The following is a 17,925-nucleotide window of genomic DNA, read 5'->3' as shown; positions in this document are numbered from 1 at the left end:
CCCGGCGTGTTGAAGCCGCGGATCAGCGCGTAATCGCGGTCGCCGAGGTTCTCCGCGCGCAGTTGCAGACGCCAGGCCGGCGCGAGCGCGATGCCGAGGCGCGCGTTGAAGATCGCGTAGCCGGGCAGCGCGCCGCCGAAATCCGGGCTGGGCGAGGCGGCGACCAGCTCGACGCCGGCGTCGACGCGCGCGCCGAACGCGCGCGTCAGCAGCAGGTTGCCCTTGTGCCGCGGGCGGCGCAGCAGCGGCGTGCCGGTTTCGGCGTCGCGCGCGTGCTGCCAGGCGGCGCCGGCGCTGACGCCCCAGGCGCCGCCGCGCCAATCGAGCTCCAGTTCGGTGCCGTCGATGCGCGCGCGATCCGTGTTCTCGGCCCGGAAGTCCGCGCCGGTGAAGTCGATCAGGTCGCGGACGTCGGTGCGGTAGGCGGCCAGCTTGGCGCGCAGCGCGGGCGTCGGCGTCAGCTCCAGCGCCAGCTCGCCGCTGTGCGAGCGCTCCGGCCTCAGCTGCGGGTTGCCGGCGAACAGGCCGCCGAAGCCCGGCGAGAACTGCTCGCTGAGGCTGGGGCCGCGGAAGGCCTTGCCCCAGCTGCCGGTCAGACGCGCCCAGTCGCTCAGGCGTAGGCCGAGCGCGGCCGAGCCGGTGGTGGCGCCGCCGAATTCGCTGTTCTGGTCGCGGCGCGCGGCCAGCTCCCAGTCGAAGCGGCCGGCGCCGCCCTGCCAGCCGGCGAACGCGGCCGCGTTGTGGCGGCTGTCGGCGAACTGCACGGCGTCGGCGAAGGTGTCGCGCTCCTCGCCGTGCTCGCGCACGTACTCGAGGCCGGCGATCAGCCGTTGCCGCGCCGTCAGCGCGAAGGTGTTCTGCCAGGTCAGGCTTTCGCGGTGCGACTTCGCCAGCGAGAAGAAATCCGGCGTGCGCAGCGCATCGCGTTCGCTGCCGAAACTCAGGCGATGCGTCCAGCCTTCCGCCAGCGTGCCGTCCAGGCTGATGCCCGCCGACTGCTCGATCACGCGGGAGCGGCCCTGGTCGAAGTCGTTCTCGCCGTCGCTGCGCAGCAGCGCGGCGGACAGCAGTTGCGTGCCGAGGCGCCAGGCGCCCTGCGCGGCCAGGTTCTTGTTGCGGTAGCCGTCGTCGTCGGGATCGAAGGAGAAGCCCTGCGGGTTCTGCGCGGAGAAGCCGGTGACGTGGCGCAGCCCGGCCTGCACGCTGAAGCCGCCCCGTTCGTCCCAGCGGCCGATGCCGGCGCTGCCGGCCGCGTCCTGGTAGCTGCCGTACCGCACGGCGGCGCGCGGGCCGTCGAGCTTGCGCGTGAAGATCTGGATCACGCCGCCGATCGCGTCCGAGCCCCAGTAGCTGGCGCGCGGGCCGCGCACGATCTCGATGCGCTCGACCGCGTCCAGCGGCAGTTGCGACCAGTCGATGGCGCCGGTGTTGGCGGAAGCGGCGCGCACGCCGTCGATCAGCACCAGCACGTGGTTGGAATTGCCGCCGCGCAGGAATACCGCGGTCTGCTGGCCGGGCCCGCCCGAACGGGCGATGTCGACGCCGGCCTGCATGCGCAGCAGTTCGTAGAGGTCGGGGGCGCCGCTGGCGTCGATGTCGGCGCGCGTGATCACGCTGACGTCGGCCAGGGTGGCGTCGACGGTGGTCGCCACGCGCGAGGCGGTGACGACGATTTCCGGCTGGTCGGCGACGGTCTGGGCGTGCGCGGCGGCGCACGCGGCGGCCAGCGCGAACGCCGGCAGGGCAGGTTTCCACACGGTTCGGTTCCTCTTGCTTTCGCTCACCCGCGACCAGACGCGGGACGGAGGAACCGGCAAGGCGGCGGACGGGTCCGCGCACCCGACCGCCGCCCGCCGCGACGCCTGGCATCCACGGCGTCCGGCGGACGCCGTACCGCAGGCCGGTCTCCGGGCTCGCGCGCGGATGCCGGGGCATCGGCCGGACCGCCTTCCCGCGCCCTGCGCAGTGGCGATGTGGTCTGGTTTTCGCGCGCCTACCGTTGCGGGGGCAGCGCCGGCTTTGAGCGTGCGGCAAGGACGGCCGCATTTCGATCCTCGCGATCGCGGTCGATCGCAAGGGCACTCGCACCGGCTTCCCGTTTCACCCGGACGCAGCGCGGCCGGGCACCTGAGGCGGGGCGCAGTTTACGCGTTCCGTGCGCAGGGGTCAAATCTCAGTCGCGGTCGCTGCGCGCGTGCACGCCGACGATGGTGCCCTCGACGCCGACGTCGAGGCCGATCTCGATCGGCCGGCAGCACACCGGGCAGTCCTCGACGTAGGCCTGGCTGCCGGCCGAGGCGTCCACGCGAGTCTCGAAGTCCTCGCCGCAGTAGGGGCAGGTGAGGGTGACGGATTCGAGCATGGCGGCGGCTCCGCGAAGGTGCGCGGGGGCATTGTAGGCCGCCGGCGCGATGCCGGCGTCAGCGCGGCGGCAGGAACAGTGCGATCACGTCGTTGAGGAAGCGCTGGCCGAGCGGCGTGGCGCGCAGCATGCCGTCGACCGTTTCCAGCCAGCCGCGCGCCTGCGCCGTCCGCAGCGCCGGCGCGAACGCCGCCGCGTCGAGGCCGGTGCGCGCCGCGGCGTCGGCGGCGGGCACGCCGTCGATCAGGCGCAGTGCGTTCAGCATGTACTCGAAGGGCAGCTCGGCGGCCGGCACGCAGGCGTCGCCGCCGATGCGCGCCGGCGTGGCGGCATCGCGGAGATACGCGGCCGGGTGGCGCGTCTTCCAGCGCCGGCGCACGCCGCCCGCGCCGCTCAGCTTGCCGTGCGCGCCGGCGCCGATGCCGAGGTAGTCGCCGAAACGCCAGTAGTTCAGGTTGTGCGTGCAGCGGCGGCCGTCGCGCGCATACGCCGACACTTCGTACTGCGCGTAGCCGGCCGCGGCGAGGCGCGCCTGGCAGGCCTCCTGCATCGCCCAGGCCTCGTCGTGTTCGGGCAGCGGCGGCGGGCTGGCGGCGAAGGCGGTGTTCGGTTCCAGCGTCAGCTGGTAGTGCGAAATGTGCGCCGGCGCCAGCGCGATCGCGCGCTCGATGTCGGCCAGCGCGCCGGCCAGATCCTGCTGCGGCAGCGCGTACATCAGGTCGAGGTTGAGGTTGTCGAAGCCGGCGTCGCGCGCCTCCTGCACGGCGCGCTCGGCCTCGCCGGATGAGTGGATGCGGCCCAGCCGCGCCAGCATGCCGTCGTCGAAGCTCTGCACGCCGATCGACAGGCGGTTGACGCCGGCCGCGCGGTAACCTTCGAAGCGGCCGTGCTCGACCGTGCCCGGATTGGCCTCCAGCGTGACTTCGATGCCGTCCGCCAGCGGCAGCCGCGCGGCGACGCCCTCCAGCAGGCGCGCGATCGCGTCGGCCGGGAACAGGCTAGGCGTGCCGCCGCCGAAGAAGATGCTGACCAGTTCGCGCCCGGCGGCGGCGTCGCCGAAATCGCGCAGGTCGCCGTCGAGGTCGGCCAGCAGCGCGTCGACGTAGGCGTCGTACGGCAGCGCGCCGCGCTGCGGGTGCGAGTTGAAGTCGCAGTACGGGCACTTCCTCACGCACCACGGCAGGTGCACGTACAGCGCCAGCGGCGGGGCAGGATGGATCATCGTCGTAGTGTAGGGCGGGTTCGCCGCCGCAGGCGGCGCAACCCGCCGTCGAATATTGGATGCGCCGGCGCGCGCTCAATCCGGCGCCCGGAAACGCCCCAGGCAGCGCTCGTGCAGCGTCAACGCGTCGCCTTCGGCGTCCAGCGTCGCGTAATCGGCGCGCGCCGCGGCGAGGCAGGCCTGGTACTCGGCCGGCGAGCGCCAGCGGTCGATCGTCAGGTAACGGCCCGGCGCCTGCGCGTCGCCCAGCAGCTCGGTGCCGAGGTAGCCGGGATGGCGGCGGAACAGCGCCGCCCAGCCGCCGTCGGCGCCGTACAGCCGCTCGAACGCCGCCGCGGCACCGGCGCGCACCTCGTACTCCCACACGATCACGTACATGGCGGGGGCCTCAGAAATCCGTCCCGGCCAGCCGCGCGCGCAGCGCGGCCAGCGCGCGGCCGCGGTGGCTGATGCGGTTCTTCAGCGCCGGATCGAGTTCGGCGGCGCTGGCGTCGTGCGCGGGATCGAGGAACACCGGGTCGTAGCCGAAGCCGCGGGTGCCGCGCGGCGCCTCGAGGATGCGGCCGTGCCAGCGGCCTTCGGCGATCAGCGGCGCCGGGTCGTCGGCGTGCGCCAGCAGCGCGATGCAGCAGTGGAAGTGCGCGCGTCGCTGCGCTTGCGGCACGCCGGCGAGTTCACGCAGCAGGCGCGCGATGTTGGCGCCGTCGTCGCCGTGCCTGCCGGCGTAACGCGCCGAATACAGGCCCGGCGCGCCGCCCAGCGCATCCACGCACAGGCCGGAATCGTCGCCCAGCGCGGGCAGGCCGGTCAGGCGCGCGGCGTGGCGCGCCTTCAGGATCGCGTTCTCGACGAAGCTCAGGCCGGTCTCCTCGGCGTCGGGCACGCCGAGCTCGGCCTGCGCGACCAGCGCGATGCCGCTGTCCGCCAGCAGCGCGTTCAGCTCGGCCAGCTTGCCGCGGTTGCCGCTGGCGAGCACGATGCGGCGCATCTTCAACGCGCCAGCGCCTCGCGCTGCAGCGCCACCAGCTCGCCGATCGCCTTGCCGGCCAGCGCCAGCAGCGCGTCCAGCTCGTCGCGGCGGAAGGCGTGACCCTCGGCGGTGCCCTGCACCTCGATGAAACCGCCGCCGTCGTTCATCACCACGTTCATGTCGGTGTCGCAGGCGACGTCCTCGGCGTAGTCGAGGTCGACGATCGGCACGCCGCGCCAGATGCCCACCGAGACCGCGGCGACCGCGCCGTGGATCGGGTTGCGGCCGAGCACGTTGCGCTTCAGCAGGCCATCGACGGCGTCGACCAGCGCGACGTAGGCGCCGGTGATCGCCGCGGTGCGCGTGCCGCCGTCGGCCTGCAGCACGTCGCAGTCCAGCGTGATCACGCGCTCGCCCAGCGCGGCGCGGTTGACGCAGGCGCGCAGCGCGCGGCCGATCAGGCGCTGGATCTCCATGGTGCGGCCACCCTGGCCGCCGCGCGCCGCCTCGCGCTGCGTGCGTTCCCGGGTGGCGCGCGGCAGCATGCCGTATTCGGCGGTGACCCAGCCTTCGCCCTTGCCGCGCAGCCAGGCCGGCACGCGGTCCTCGACGCTGGCGGTGCACAGCACCTTGGTGTCGCCGAACGAGACCAGCACGGAACCTTCCGCGTGGCGGGTGTAGTGACGCTCGATGCTGACCGGGCGCAACTGGTCCGGGGCGCGGCCGCTGGGGCGCGAGAAGGCGTTCATGCGCGGGCGTGACTTGGGGAATGCGGGTCGGCGAGTTTACCATTGCCCCTTTGGGGACCGCCTTCCGGGCATGATCGGCCGCGCTTCGTCCGCCACGTGGTGCGTGCATCCGCCGCACGCGTCCCTCGACTCGAGGGGACGAGGGATGCGCCGCCGGCCGTCGGCGAACCGTTCATGCCCTTACCGTCAAAGCAGGGGACCACGCGCATGATCCGCAGCATGACCGCCTTCGCGGGCGCCGAGGCGACTACGCCCCAAGGCTGGCTCGCCTGCGAGCTGCGCGCGGTCAACCACCGCTACCTCGAGATCAATCCGCGCCTGCCCGACGAGCTGCGGTCGCTGGAGTCGCAGCTACGCGAACAGGTGACGGCGCGGCTGTCGCGCGGCAAGGTCGATCTCACCTTCCGCTACCGCGCGCCGCAGGGGGCGGCCGAGCTGCGCCTCGACGACGCGGTCGCCGCGCGCATGGCCGCGCTGGCGCACGAGCTGCGCAACCGCTTTCCCGGCATGCACACCGATTTCGCCACGCTGCTGGCCTGGCCGGGGCTGCTGGTCAAGCCGGAGCTGGACCAGGAAGGCCTCGCCGCCGCCGCGCTGGCGGTGCTGGGTCGCGCGCTGGACGAGTTCGTCGCCACCCGCGAGCGCGAGGGCGACAAGCTGCGCGCGGCGATCGCCGAACGCCTGGGCGCGGTGGAACGCATCGTCGCCGACGTGCGCGCCTGGCTGCCGGAAATCCGCGCCGCCCTGCGCGCGCGCCTGGAGCAGCGTCTCGCCGAACTGAAACAGCCGCTCGATCCGGGCCGCCTGGAGCAGGAGCTGGTGCTGCAGGTGCAGCGCATCGACGTCGACGAGGAACTGGACCGCCTCGCCGCCCACGTCGCCGAGGCGCGCCGCGTGCTCGGCCTCGAGGAGGCGGTCGGCCGCCGCCTGGACTTCCTGATGCAGGAGTTCAACCGCGAGGCCAACACGCTCGGCTCGAAATCGGTCGATCCGCGCACCACGCGCGCCTCGGTCGAGCTGAAGGTGCTGATCGAGCAGATCCGCGAGCAGGTGCAGAACATCGAGTAATCCCGCGCATGCCGAAACCTGCGACCACGACGAATTCCGCCATGTGTGCCGGCGCATATCCGCACGGCACCACGCGTTCCCCCCTCCCCCAGGCCTGCTTGGGGGAGAGGGCAAAGGGTGAGGAGGCGCTTTTGCCCGCACCGCACGCGCATGTCTTCAACAGAACCCGCCGCCCTGCGGCCGGCTCCCCCTCACCCCGCCGGGGAGAGGGAGACGAGCGAGTCGCGTGCGCGGCGAACGTCGTGCTTTCGCGGAGCGTCGTGTCGCGATGACCCCCGTCCCCGGCATCCTGTTCATCGTCGCCGCGCCCTCCGGCGCCGGCAAATCGACCCTGGTCAACGCGCTGCTGGCGCGCGAGCCCGACATCTCGCTGTCGATCTCCTACACCGACCGCGCGCCGCGGCCGGGCGAGTCCGACGGCAAGCACTACCACTTCGTCGACCGCGCCACCTTCGACGCCATGGCCGCCGCCGGCGATTTCTTCGAGTACGCCGACGTGCACGGCGACCGCAAGGGCACCGCGCGCACCGCCGTCGAGCCGCTGCTGGCCGCCGGCCGCGACGTGCTGCTGGAGATCGACTGGCAGGGCGCGCGCACGGTGCGCGCGGCCAAACCTGATTGCGTCACCATCTTCATCCTGCCGCCCTCGCGCGCCGAGCTGGAGCGCCGCCTGCGCGCGCGCGCCACCGACAGCGAGGCGACCATCGCGCGGCGCCTGGCCAACTCGCGCGAGGAGATCTCGCACGCGCCCGAGTTCGACTACATCCTGGTCAACGACCGCTTCGAGGACGCCCTGGCCGACCTGCAGGCGATCGTGCGCGCCACGCGCCTGCGCCAGCCGCTGCAGCGCGCGCGCCACGCCGCGCTGATCGAGGAGCTGCTTAAGGCGTGATGAATCGCGCGGCGCGGCCGGCGCCGCGCCGCTTGGCGCCCGGCGCCGGCTCGGGTAAGTTGTTCCGATTGCGCCGTCCGCGGCCGCACCCCCGACCGCCATGTCCGAGATCCCGATGTCACGATCCGCCGAACCGCTGGTGCGCGTGCGCGGTCTCAGCACGCGGCTGGGCGACAAGGTCATCTTCGACGGCCTCGACCTCGACATCCCGCGCGGCAGCATCACCGCGGTGATGGGGCCGAGCGGCACCGGCAAGACCACGCTGCTGAAGCACATCACCGGGCAGATGCGCCCGGACGCCGGCGAGGTGTGGGTCGATGGCAGCAACGTGCCGACGCTGGGTCGCGACGCGCTGTTCGCGCTGCGCGAGCGCATCGGCTACCTGTTCCAGAATTCCGCGCTGCTGACCGACTTCGACGTGTTCGAGAACGTCGCCTTCCCGCTACGCCAGCACGCCCGGCTGCCGGAAGAGCTGGTGCGCAACATCGTGCTGACCAAGCTGCAGGCGGTCGGCCTGCGCGGCGCCGCGCGGCTGATGCCCAGCGAGCTGTCCGGCGGCATGGCACGACGCGTGGCGCTGGCGCGCGCGATCGTGTTCGATCCGATGCTGATCCTCTACGACGAGCCGTTCGTCGGCCTCGACCCGATCGCGCTGAACCAGGTGCTGAAGCTGATCCGCACGCTCAACCAGACGCTCGGCATCACCAGCATCCTGGTCGCGCACGAGCTGAGCGCGGTGCGCCGCGTCGCCGACCGCGTGCACCTGCTGGCCAACGGCAAGATCGTGGCGGCCGGCGCGCCGGACGAGCTGGCGCGCGGCGAGTCGGACTGGACGAAGCAGTTCTTCGGTGGCGAGGCGGACGGCCCGGTGCCGTTCCACTATCCGGCCGGCGACTACGCGCACGACCTCGGCTTCGACGGGAGCGCGGCATGAACGCACGTTTCCTGCGCGACGGCTACGTCACGGACGCGCTGGCCCAGATCGGCGCCGCCGGCCTGTTCTTCTTCACCATCCTCGGCGCCGTGCCGAAGAGCCTGCGCCATTTCCGCGAGACGGTGCGCCAGATCTGGTTCGTCGGCGCGATGAGCCTGGTGATCATCATGACCTGCGGCCTGTTCGTCGGCATGGTGCTGGCGCTGCAGCTCTACCACACGCTGTCGATCTTCGGCGGCACCGCGGCGCTGGGCACGGTGGTGGCGCTGAGCCTGTTCCGCGAGCTCGGGCCGGTGGTCACCGCGCTCTTGTTCGCCGGCCGCGCCGGCACCTCGATCACCGCCGAGATCGGCCTGATGCGCGCCACCGACCAGCTCGCCGCGATGGAGATGATGGCGGTGGATCCGGTCGCCTACGTGGTCGCGCCGCGCTTCCTCGCCGGCGTGATCGCCATGCCGATCCTGGCCTGCGTGTTCAACGCGCTCGGCATCTTCGGCGGCCACCTGGTCGGCGTCACCTGGCTGGGCGTCGACAACGGCACCTTCTGGGGGAACATGACCGCCAACGTCGAGGTCTGGGCGGACGTGATCAACGGCGTCTGGAAAAGCCTCGCCTTCGGCGCCGTGGTCACGCTGATCGCCGTGTTCCAGGGCTACACCACGCCGCCGACCAGCGAGGGCGTGGCCTATGCCACCACCCGCACGGTGGTGTTCTCGTCCATCGTCGTGCTGGCGCTGGACTTCGTGCTTACCGCATTCCTGATGTGAGGATCGCGCCGTGACGCAGAGACGCTCCTACGCCGTCGGCACCGGCCTGTTCATCCTGCTCGGCTTCGCCGCGCTGGCCTACCTCGCCACCCAGACCACCAGCGTCGCCAACTACCGCCAGGGCGACAGCTACACGGTCAAGGCGCGCTTCGGCAACGTCGGCCAGTTGAAGCTGCGCGCGCCGGTGAAGATCGCCGGCGTGCGCATCGGCTCGGTGTCGTCGGTGCAGCTCGAGCCGGACAAGCTGGACGCGCTGGTGACGCTCAGCATCGACAAGCGCTACCACGACATCCCCGACGATTCCTCCGCGGTGATATTCACCAGCGGTTTACTGGGCGATCAGTACGTTGGCATCCAGCCCGGCGGCTCGCCGGAGATGCTGAAGGACGGCGACGAACTGGTCCTCACCCAGTCGGCGCTGCAGCTCGAGGACCTGATCGGCAAGTTCCTGGTCAACGGCTCGGGCGACGCCAGCAAGAAGCCTGCCGCCAACGCGCAGGACCACAAGCCCGCCGGCGGTTCCTGAACCGGCCGGCGCCGAGGAGAACCTTCCCCATGTTGCGCACCCTGCTTTCCGCTTTCGCTCTGACCGTCGCCGCGGCCGCCGCCCCGGCGCTGGCCGATCCGATGCCGCCGCAACAGGTCGTGCAGACCATCGCCGACGACCTGTCGAAGGCCATCGAAGGTCACCAGCAGGAGCTGAAGGCCGACAAGGAAGCGATGATCAAGATCATCGACGACACCTTCCTGCCGCACTTCGACATCGACTACGCCTCGATCCTGGTGCTGGGCATGCACGCGCGCGAGGCCACGCCCGCGCAGCGCGAGCGCTTCGCCAAGGCGTTCTACAACTCGATCACCCACCGCTACGCCGAGGGCCTGCTGAACTACACACGCGGCCGCGTGAAGGTGCTGCCGTTCAAGGGCGACCTCAACGACAAGCGCTCGATCGTGCAGACCCAGGTGGTGCTGGACGACGGCAAGACGGTGTCGGTCGACTACGCCTTCCGCAAGACCCGCGACGGCGACTGGAAGGCCTACGACGTGATCATCGAGGGCATCTCCTACGTGTCCAACTACCGCAACCAGGTCGACGCCGAGATCAAGAAGGAAGGCATCGACGGCCTGATCACGCGGCTGGAGACGCAGGGCGAGAAGGCGCTCGACACGCTGCAGCAGAACGCGCAGCAGGCCAACAGCCACTGAGCGCCGCCATGGCCGACGCCGCGCTGCAGGTGAACCGCCACGACGACGGCACGCTGGCGCTGTCCGGCGCGCTGACCTTCGCCACCGCCGCCGGCGCGCTGCGGCAGGCCGGCGCCGCGCTGGCGGACGGCGCGCCGGCCCGGCTCGACCTCGGCGGCGTGCAGGCGACCGACAGCGCGGGGCTGGCCTGCGTGCTGGCGCTGCTGGCGCGCGCGCGCCGCGCCGGGCGCGCGCTCACGGTGACGAATCTTCCGCCCGGGCTGCGCGCGCTGGCGCGGGTGTGCGAGGTCGAGGCGCTGCTGGACGCGGCCTGATCCGCCGCAGGGCCTGCAACGATGCGCAAACGCCAACGGCGCCCCACGGGTGCCGTTGGCGTTTGCGCGGCCCGCGGCGGAATCAGCCCGGCGTCGGCGCGCCGCTGCTGCGGGCGGCGGCCGGCTGCGCTTCGTCGCCGGCCGGCGCAGGGCCGCCGCCGTCCTTCTTCGGCTCGGTCTGCGGCTGCTGTTGCTTTTCCCAGTCGTGCTGCTGCTCGAGCAGCTTGTCGGGATCGAAGTCGTCGGCGCCGATGCCCTGCAGGTGCTCGATCACCTCGGCCGGCGGGTTGCCGCGATAGATCAGGTAGACGCGGCGTTGCCGGTAGGCGTCGCGCGTGAACACGTAGGGGTCGTAGGCCGACTCGAGGAAGCTCTCGGCGTCGATCGCGCCGGCGCGCAGCGTGACCAGATAGAGCAGTTGCGGCCAGTACTGCGCCTGGTAGCGGTAGTCGTGGTCGCGGGCGAAGCGCGCCATCGGATCGAAGAAGTAGCTGTCCACCGGCAGGTGCCAGACGTCGCGCACGGTGGTCGGGCCGACGAACGGCAGCACCATGAACGGACCGTCCGGAACGCCCCAGCGGGCCAGGGTGACGCCGAAGTCGGTTTCGTCCAGCGGCAGGCCGAGCTTGCTGGCCGGATCGAACAGGCCGCCGATGCCGACCGTGAGATTGACCAGGAAGCGGCCGGTGCTCTTCAGCGCCGGCACCGGCTCGATCTGCAGCAGGTCATTGGCGATGGTGATCGGCTGGCGGATGTTGGTGAAGAAGTTGTTGACCACGCGGCGCATGTTGGGCGTGGTCACCTTGCGGTAGCCCACCGCGACCGGGCGGATCACCGCTTTGTCGACCGCCTCGTTGAAGGCGTAGCTCTTGCGGTTGAACTTTTCCCAGGGATCGTCGGTGCGCGGCTGCGCGATCGCGCAGCCTGCCAACAGGGCGACGGCGCCGAGCAAGGCGGCACGGCGCAAGATCCGCGGCATCGGGGCGAGGCGGTCGGTCATCGGGCTTCCTGCAGGGATGGCGTCGGTCGCAGGTGGCGGTGGTCGCGACCGCATTCAAGCGGCACGCGAAGCGGCGATTGTACATGCGGCGGCTGAACGGTCCGCACTGCGCATTGCCACGGGCGTCTCCGGCCGGCTAGACTGTAACTTGGCCCCAAGTTTCTGATACGACAAGGTTTTGATATGGCACGCATTACCGTCGAGGATTGCCTCGAGGTGGTCGACAACCGCTTCGAACTGGTGTTGATGGCCACCAAGCGCGCGCGGCAGCTCGCCAAGGGCGCCGAACCCCGCGTCGAGGCCAACAACGACAAGCCCACGGTGCTCGCCCTGCGCGAGATCGCCGCGCGCAGCGTCGACAACGCGCTGATCGAGGAGATCGACCGTGTCGAGCGCGAGCGCGCCGAGCGCGAGGCGCTGGAATGGGCCGCCGCCGAGGTGGACGACGATCTGTCCAAGGGCGGCGACGACCTCTGAGCCACGGTCGCCGCCGTGCGTCGATCGCGTCGGCATGATTCCGGAGCTCCGCGCGGAACGGCGGGGGCGGCGGTGATCGGCCTCGCCGCCGCGCAAGAGGCGGCGTTGCCCGGCCTGGAGGCGCTGCAGCAGCGCCTCGCCGGCTACCTGACCCCCGAGCAGGTGCAGCGCACGCGCCGCGCCTACGAGGTCGGCGCGCGCGCGCACGCCGGTCAGCTGCGCAAGAGCGGCGAACCCTACATCACCCATCCGATCGCGGTGGCCAGCATCCTCGCCGAACTCGGCATGGATGCGGAAACGATCATCGCCGCGATCCTGCACGACACCCTGGAAGACACCGCGCTGACGCGCGCCGAACTCGAGGCCGAGTTCGGCACCACCGTCACCGAGCTGGTCGACGGCGTCACCAAGCTGGACAAGGTGCGCTTCAGCAGCCGCCAGGAGGCGACCGCGGAGAGCTTCCGCAAGATGCTGCTGGCGATGGCGCGCGACCTGCGCGTGATCCTGATCAAGCTGGCCGACCGCCTGCACAACATGCGCACGCTGGAGGCGCAGGACGCCGAGGCGCGCCGGCGCATCGCCCGCGAGACGCTGGAGATCTACGCGCCGATCGCCCAGCGGCTCGGCATGAACCGCATCAAGGCCGAGCTGCAGGATCTCGGCTTCCGCGCGCTGTACCCCGACCGCCACCGCGTGATCGCCGCGCGCATCCGCAGCGCGCTCGGCAACCGCCGCGAGGCGATGAGCCGGATCGAGGCCGCGCTGCAGGCGCGGCTGGCCGCCGAACACATCCCGGTGCGCGTGGTCAGCCGGGTGAAATCGCCGTACAGCATCTACACGAAGATGCGCAACGACCACAAGTCGTTCGCGCAGGTGATGGACGTCTACGGCTTCCGCGTGGTCACCGACAGCGTGATGCACTGTTATCAGGCGCTGGGCGCGGTGCACGCGCTGTACAAGCCTGTCGACGGCCGCTTCAAGGACTTCATCGCCATCCCCAAGGCGAACGGCTACCAGTCGCTGCATACCGTGCTGTTCGGCCCGTTCGGCGCGCCGATCGAGATCCAGATCCGCACCGAGGACATGGACACCGTGGCCGAGCGCGGCGTCGCCGCGCACTGGATCTACAAGACCGATTCCGGCCCGGCCAACAACGCGCAGGCGCGCGCCCGCGAATGGCTGACCGGCCTCGCCGACCGCCAGGCGGGCGAGGCCTCCTCGCTGGAATTCATCGAGAACGTCAAGGTCGACCTGTTCCCCGACGAGGTCTACCTGTTCACGCCGCGCGGCGACATCCTCGCGCTGCCGCGCAACGCCACCGTGCTCGACTTCGCCTACGCGGTGCACACCGACGTTGGCAGTCACGCCGTGGCGGCGCGCGTCGACAAGCGACTGGTGCCGCTGCGCACGCCGCTGGTGTCCGGGCAGAGCGTGGAGGTGATCACCGCGCCCTCGGCCGCGCCGAATCCGCAGTGGCTGGAATCGGTGGTGACCAGCAAGGCGCGCACGGCGATCCGCCACTACCTGAAGCGCCTGCAGCACGAGGACGCGGTCGACTTCGGCCACCGCATGCTCGACCGCGCGCTGGACGCGCAGGGCGCCAGCCTGGACGCGATCCCGCCGTCGGTGATCGAGCGCTACCTCGAGGAGCAGAAGCTCAAGCGCCTGGAGGAACTGCTGGCCGACCTCGCGCTCGGCAACCGCATGCCGGACCAGGTGGCCGCGCAGCTGGTCGCCGCGCAGGGCGGCGCGCAGGGCGCGCGGCGCGCGCGCGCCAAGGAGAAGATCCGCATCAGCGGCGCCGAGCGCGGCGTGCTGTCGTTCGCCAACTGCTGCCACCCGCTGCCGGGCGACGACATCGTCGGCTACCTCTCCGCCGGCAAGGGCATCGTCGTGCACCAGGCCGGCTGCCCCAACGTCGCCGAGCTGGCGAAGACGCCGGAGCGCCGCGTCGAGATCGAATGGGAACGCGAGGTGCAGGGCGACTACAAGGTCGAGCTGCGCGTCGAGGTGGCGAACAAGCCCGGCGTGCTGGCGACGGTGGCCGCGGCGATCGCCGAGAGCGGTTCCAACATCGAGAACGTCGAATACAGCGAGCGCGACATGGTCTCGGCCACCCTGGTGTTCACCATCGAGGTGAAGAACCGCAAGCACCTCGCCGACGTGATGCGCCGCGTGCGCCGCGCGGGGGCGGTCAACGGGGTGTATCGGCATCCGATGTGAGGTGGGAGCGGGAGGCGGCCGCATGTCCGCCATGTCGGCGGCAAAGTTGCCGGATGCCGCCTTGTGCCGGCATGACGACGTTCTTGTTACGCTTTCGCCGTCTCCCGTCTCCCGTCTCCCGTCTCCCGTCTCCCGTCTCCCGTCTCCCGAGGCCCCCATGACCCGCAGCATCGTCGCCACCGACCAGGCGCCCGCCGCGATCGGCCCCTATTCGCAGGCCGTGCGCGCCGGCAACACAGTGTATCTGTCCGGGCAGATCCCGCTCGATCCCGCCAGGGGCGAGCTGGTGACGGGCGACATCGCCGCGCAGGCGCGGCGCGTGTTCGACAATCTGCGCGCGGTATGCGCCGCGGCCGGCGGTTCGCTGGACCAGGTCGTGCGCGTCGGCATCTATCTCACCGACCTCGGCCACTTCGCCGCGGTCAACGCGGTGATGGCCGAGTACTTCAAGCAGCCGTACCCGGCGCGTTCCACCATCGGCGTCGCCGCGCTGCCGCGCGGGGCGGCGGTCGAGGTCGACGCGATCCTGGCGCTGGACTGAAGTAGGCGCCCCCTTACGCGGGGCGCCGCCGCACGCCGCTACGCGAGGGCGCGCCGCTCGGCTACCCTTGCGCGACGATGACGTCGCCCGCCCGCGCTCCGCTCGCCGCCGCCGAGGATCCCGGCCTGCAGCCGGTGTCCACGCTGCCCGGCGTCGGTCCCGCGCTGGCGCAGGCGCTGGCGCGGCTGGGGCTCGAGCGCGTGCAGGACCTGTGGTTCCACTTGCCGCTGCGCTACGAGGACCGCACCCGCCTCACGCCGATCCGCGAACTCAGGCCCGGGCAGAGCGCGCAGGTGGAGGGCCGCGTCGAGGCGGTCGAGACCGGCTTCCGCTACCGCCCGCAGTTGAAGGTCGCGCTGACCGACGATTCCGCGGCGACGCTGGTGCTGCGCTTCTTCCATTTCCGCCGCGCGCAGGTCGAGCAACTCGCGCCGGGCACGCGACTGCGCTGCTACGGCGAGGTGCGCCTCGGCGCCAACGGGCCGGAGATGGTGCATCCGCAGTACGAGCGCATCGCCGGCGAGGCGTCGGCGCCGGTCGAGGAGCGCCTGACGCCCGTCTATCCGACCACCGAAGGCCTCGGCCAGAAGCGCATCGCCGGCGTGATCGCCAAGGCGCTGCTGCGCCTGCCGGACGACGCCCGCCTGGAGCTGGTCCCGGCGGCGCTGCGCGCGCCGCTGGCGCTGTCCTCGCTGCGCGAGGCGCTGCTGACCGTGCACCGGCCGCCCGCCGACGCCGACGTCGCGCAGCTCACGCTCGGCACGCATCCGGCGCAGCAACGCCTGGCCTTCGAGGAACTGCTGACCCATCACCTCAGCCTGAAGCGCCTGCGCGCGCAGGTGCGCGCGCTGCGCGCGCCGGCGCTGGCGGGCGACGGCCGCCTGCGCAAGGCGCTGCTGGCGCGGCTGCCGTTCGCGCTGACCGGCGCGCAGCGGCGTGTCGGCGCGGAGATCGAACGCGATCTCGCCGCCACCGCGCCGATGCTGCGGCTGGTGCAGGGCGACGTCGGCTCCGGCAAGACCGTGGTCGCCGCGCTGGCGGCGCTGGCCGCGGTCGAATGCGGCCACCAGGTGGCGCTGATGGCGCCGACCGAGCTGCTGGCCGAGCAGCATCTGCGCAATTTCCGCGGCTGGTTCGAGCCGCTCGGCGTGGACGTGGTGTGGCTGGCCGGCAAGGTGCAGGGCAGGGCGCGCAAGGCCGCGCTCGCCGCCGTGGCGCAGGGCGCGCCGGTGACGATCGGCACGCACGCGCTGATGCAGGAGGGCGTCGCCTTCGCGCGGCTCGGCCTGGCCATCGTCGACGAGCAGCACCGCTTCGGCGTGCACCAGCGCCTGGCGCTGCGCGACAAGGGCGCGCGCGGCGACGGCGTGCCGCACCAGCTGGTGCTGACCGCGACGCCGATCCCGCGCACGCTGGCGATGACCGCCTACGCCGACCTCGACGTCTCCGCGCTGGACGAGCTGCCGCCCGGGCGCACGCCGGTGCAGACGGTGGCGATCTCGAACGCGCGCCGCGGCGAGGTGATCGAGCGCATCCGCGCCGCCTGCGCCGAGGGCCGCCAGGCCTACTGGGTGTGCACGCTGATCGAGGAAAGCGAACAGCTCGAGGCGCAGGCCGCCGAGGTGGCCTACGCCGAGCTGACCGCCGCGCTGCCCGGCCTGCGCATCGGCCTGGTGCACGGGCGCATGAAGCCGAAGGACAAGCAGGCGGTGATGGACGCCTTCAAGGCCGGCGAGCTGGCCGTGCTGGTCGCCACCACGGTGATCGAGGTCGGCGTGGACGTGCCGAACGCCAGCCTGATGGTGATCGAGAACGCCGAGCGCCTCGGCCTCGCCCAGCTGCACCAGCTGCGCGGCCGGGTCGGTCGCGGCAGCGTCGCCTCGAGCTGCGTGCTGCTGTACCGTCCGCCGCTGTCGCAGCTGGCGCGGCAGCGCCTGGAGGTGATGCGCGAGACCAACGACGGTTTCCGCATCGCCGAGAAGGACCTCGAGCTGCGCGGCCCCGGCGAACTGCTCGGCACGCGCCAGACTGGCCAGCTCGCCTTCCGCATCGCCGACCTGGCGCGCGACGCGCGCCTGCTGCCGGCGGTGCAGCGCGTCGGCGAGGCGATGCTGGTGCAACACCCCGCGCTGGCCGAGCGCCTGGTCGCGCGCTGGATCGGCGGCGCGGCGCGCTACGCGGGGGCGTGAGGGCGGGGAGCGGGGAGAAGGGAAAGAAAGCGATGCCGCGTCCGACGGCGCGACGCGGGTTGCTATGCTCTTCCCGTCTGCCGTCTGCCGTCTGCCGTCTGCCGTCTGCCGTCTGCCAACTCCATGCCCCTCCTCATCGACACCGACCCCGGCGTGGACGATGCGCTGGCGATCCTGATGGCGCACGCGCACGGCGAGGTCGCCGGGCTGACCGTCACTGCGGGCAACGTCGGTCTCGCGCACACCGTACGCAACGCGCTCAAGCTGACCGAGGCGCTCGGCGTCGACACGCCGGTGTTCGCCGGCGCCGCCGGACCGCTGGTGCGCGCGGCGGCGGATGCCGCCTTCGTGCACGGGCGCGACGGCTTCGGCGACACCGGTTACCGCGCGCCGGCGCGTCGCGCGGCCGATGAACCCGCCGCGCTGGCGCTGCTGCGCCTGTCGCACGCGCACGCCGGCCGGTTGACGCTGGTCGCGATCGGCCCGCTGACCAACCTGGCGCTGGCGTTGCGGCTCGACCCCGCGCTGCCTGCGCGCATCGCGCGGCTGGTGGTGATGGGCGGCGCCGTCACCGGCCGCGGCAACACCCACCGGGTGCCGGCCGAATTCAACACCGGTTTCGATCCCGAGGCCGCGCACGTGGTGTTCACCGGCTTCCCGCGCTTCGACCTGGTGGACTGGGAGGCGACGGTGCGCCACGCCCTCGACTTCGAGCGCTTCGAGCGCTGGATGGCGGCCGCCGATCCGCGCGCGCGCTTCTACGCGGCGATCTCGCGCAAGGCGCGTGCGTTCAACCGCGCGCGCGGCCGGCCCGGCGTGCTCGCCGCCGATGCGCTGGCGATGGCGGTGGCGCTGGCGCCGGAGATCGTCAGGCGGGCGGAGGAACGCCACGTCGCCGTGGAACTGGACGGCGGTCTGACCCGCGGCGCCACCGTGGTCGACTGGGAGCGCCGCCTGGGCGCGCCCGCCAACGCGCGCATCGTCCTCGAGGTGGACCAGGAACGCTTCGAG

The 17,925-nt window shown here is 72.1% G+C and carries 19 protein-coding genes and 1 riboswitch; of the genes, 12 read left to right on the top strand and 7 right to left on the bottom strand.

Translation table 11 applies throughout. From position 1 onward, the window contains the following. From MBSD_RS07490 to rph, 6 genes are all read right to left on the bottom strand, one after another. Positions 1 to 1,757: TonB-dependent receptor domain-containing protein (locus tag MBSD_RS07490; RefSeq protein WP_062536542.1), on the bottom strand; the 1,757-nt coding region annotated here is incomplete at its 3' end. Positions 1,758 to 1,881: 124 nt separating this feature from the next. Then, a riboswitch (cobalamin riboswitch) is annotated at positions 1,882 to 2,146 on the bottom strand. 27 nt (positions 2,147 to 2,173) lie between these two features. Further along, positions 2,174 to 2,362 (bottom strand): CPXCG motif-containing cysteine-rich protein, encoded by a 189-nt coding sequence (locus tag MBSD_RS07485; protein WP_062536540.1) that lies wholly within the window; start codon positions 2,360 to 2,362, stop codon positions 2,174 to 2,176. 58 nt (positions 2,363 to 2,420) lie between these two features. Next, on the bottom strand, positions 2,421 to 3,584 hold the full coding sequence (gene hemW, locus MBSD_RS07480) for a radical SAM family heme chaperone HemW (protein WP_062536538.1): 1,164 nt from the start codon (positions 3,582 to 3,584) through the stop codon (positions 2,421 to 2,423). A 75-nt stretch (positions 3,585 to 3,659) separates the two neighbouring features. Further along, entirely contained in the window at positions 3,660 to 3,962 is a 303-nt protein-coding gene (locus tag MBSD_RS07475; protein WP_062536536.1) for an antibiotic biosynthesis monooxygenase family protein, read from the bottom strand. A 10-nt stretch (positions 3,963 to 3,972) separates the two neighbouring features. Then, the gene (gene rdgB, locus MBSD_RS07470) at positions 3,973 to 4,572 is read right to left on the bottom strand and encodes an RdgB/HAM1 family non-canonical purine NTP pyrophosphatase (protein WP_062536534.1); all 600 of its coding nucleotides are present in this window, start codon (positions 4,570 to 4,572) and stop codon (positions 3,973 to 3,975) included. Positions 4,573 to 4,574: 2 nt separating this feature from the next. Then, complete coding sequence (gene rph / locus MBSD_RS07465; RefSeq protein ID WP_062536532.1) at positions 4,575 to 5,303, bottom strand: ribonuclease PH; 729 nt, start codon at positions 5,301 to 5,303, stop codon at positions 4,575 to 4,577. A 207-nt stretch (positions 5,304 to 5,510) separates the two neighbouring features. Here rph and MBSD_RS07460 point away from each other — a divergent pair, with 207 nt between their 5' ends. From MBSD_RS07460 to MBSD_RS07430, 7 genes are all read left to right on the top strand, one after another. Then, entirely contained in the window at positions 5,511 to 6,371 is an 861-nt protein-coding gene (locus MBSD_RS07460; RefSeq protein WP_062536530.1) for a YicC/YloC family endoribonuclease, read from the top strand. A 268-nt stretch (positions 6,372 to 6,639) separates the two neighbouring features. Further along, positions 6,640 to 7,263: a guanylate kinase gene (gene gmk, locus MBSD_RS07455; RefSeq protein ID WP_062536528.1), complete on the top strand. Its 624-nt coding sequence runs from the start codon at positions 6,640 to 6,642 to the stop codon at positions 7,261 to 7,263. A 115-nt stretch (positions 7,264 to 7,378) separates the two neighbouring features. Then, the gene (locus MBSD_RS07450; RefSeq protein WP_201797465.1) at positions 7,379 to 8,197 is read left to right on the top strand and encodes an ABC transporter ATP-binding protein; all 819 of its coding nucleotides are present in this window, start codon (positions 7,379 to 7,381) and stop codon (positions 8,195 to 8,197) included. Further along, positions 8,194 to 8,964 carry a lipid asymmetry maintenance ABC transporter permease subunit MlaE gene (mlaE, locus tag MBSD_RS07445; protein WP_062536524.1) on the top strand — a complete coding sequence of 257 codons (771 nt, stop codon included), beginning with the start codon at positions 8,194 to 8,196 and terminating at the stop codon, positions 8,962 to 8,964. The genes MBSD_RS07450 and mlaE overlap by 4 nt, the downstream gene beginning before the upstream one ends. 10 nt (positions 8,965 to 8,974) lie before the next feature. Continuing rightward, positions 8,975 to 9,490, top strand: a complete 516-nt coding sequence (mlaD, locus tag MBSD_RS07440; RefSeq protein ID WP_062536522.1) for an outer membrane lipid asymmetry maintenance protein MlaD — start codon at positions 8,975 to 8,977, stop codon at positions 9,488 to 9,490. Between the two features lie 29 nt (positions 9,491 to 9,519). Next, positions 9,520 to 10,170 carry an MlaC/ttg2D family ABC transporter substrate-binding protein gene (locus MBSD_RS07435; RefSeq protein WP_062536520.1) on the top strand — a complete coding sequence of 217 codons (651 nt, stop codon included), beginning with the start codon at positions 9,520 to 9,522 and terminating at the stop codon, positions 10,168 to 10,170. Positions 10,171 to 10,178: 8 nt separating this feature from the next. Then, on the top strand, positions 10,179 to 10,484 hold the full coding sequence (locus MBSD_RS07430) for an STAS domain-containing protein (RefSeq protein ID WP_062536518.1): 306 nt from the start codon (positions 10,179 to 10,181) through the stop codon (positions 10,482 to 10,484). A gap of 82 nt (positions 10,485 to 10,566) precedes the next feature. Here MBSD_RS07430 and MBSD_RS07425 read toward each other — a convergent pair whose 3' ends face one another. Next, entirely contained in the window at positions 10,567 to 11,484 is a 918-nt protein-coding gene (locus MBSD_RS07425; RefSeq protein ID WP_237071763.1) for an MlaA family lipoprotein, read from the bottom strand. Positions 11,485 to 11,667: 183 nt separating this feature from the next. Here MBSD_RS07425 and rpoZ point away from each other — a divergent pair, with 183 nt between their 5' ends. The 5 genes from rpoZ to MBSD_RS07400 form a co-directional block, all read left to right on the top strand. After that, on the top strand, positions 11,668 to 11,961 hold the full coding sequence (gene rpoZ, locus MBSD_RS07420) for a DNA-directed RNA polymerase subunit omega (RefSeq protein WP_062536516.1): 294 nt from the start codon (positions 11,668 to 11,670) through the stop codon (positions 11,959 to 11,961). A gap of 72 nt (positions 11,962 to 12,033) precedes the next feature. After that, entirely contained in the window at positions 12,034 to 14,184 is a 2,151-nt protein-coding gene (locus tag MBSD_RS07415) for a RelA/SpoT family protein (RefSeq protein ID WP_062536514.1), read from the top strand. Between the two features lie 157 nt (positions 14,185 to 14,341). Next, positions 14,342 to 14,725 (top strand): RidA family protein, encoded by a 384-nt coding sequence (locus tag MBSD_RS07410; RefSeq protein ID WP_062536513.1) that lies wholly within the window; start codon positions 14,342 to 14,344, stop codon positions 14,723 to 14,725. 77 nt (positions 14,726 to 14,802) lie between these two features. Next, positions 14,803 to 16,914 carry an ATP-dependent DNA helicase RecG gene (gene recG / locus MBSD_RS07405; RefSeq protein WP_062536511.1) on the top strand — a complete coding sequence of 704 codons (2,112 nt, stop codon included), beginning with the start codon at positions 14,803 to 14,805 and terminating at the stop codon, positions 16,912 to 16,914. A 123-nt stretch (positions 16,915 to 17,037) separates the two neighbouring features. Further along, positions 17,038 to 17,925, top strand: an 888-nt coding sequence (locus MBSD_RS07400) for a nucleoside hydrolase (protein ID WP_062536509.1), incomplete at its 3' end; no start/stop codon positions are given.

Origin of the sequence: Mizugakiibacter sediminis, from assembly GCF_000953855.2 — a bacterium.
Classification (GTDB): domain Bacteria; phylum Pseudomonadota; class Gammaproteobacteria; order Xanthomonadales; family Rhodanobacteraceae; genus Mizugakiibacter; species Mizugakiibacter sediminis.
Note: the sequence above shows the minus strand (reverse complement) of the source record. Positions and strands in the feature narration are given on the sequence as shown.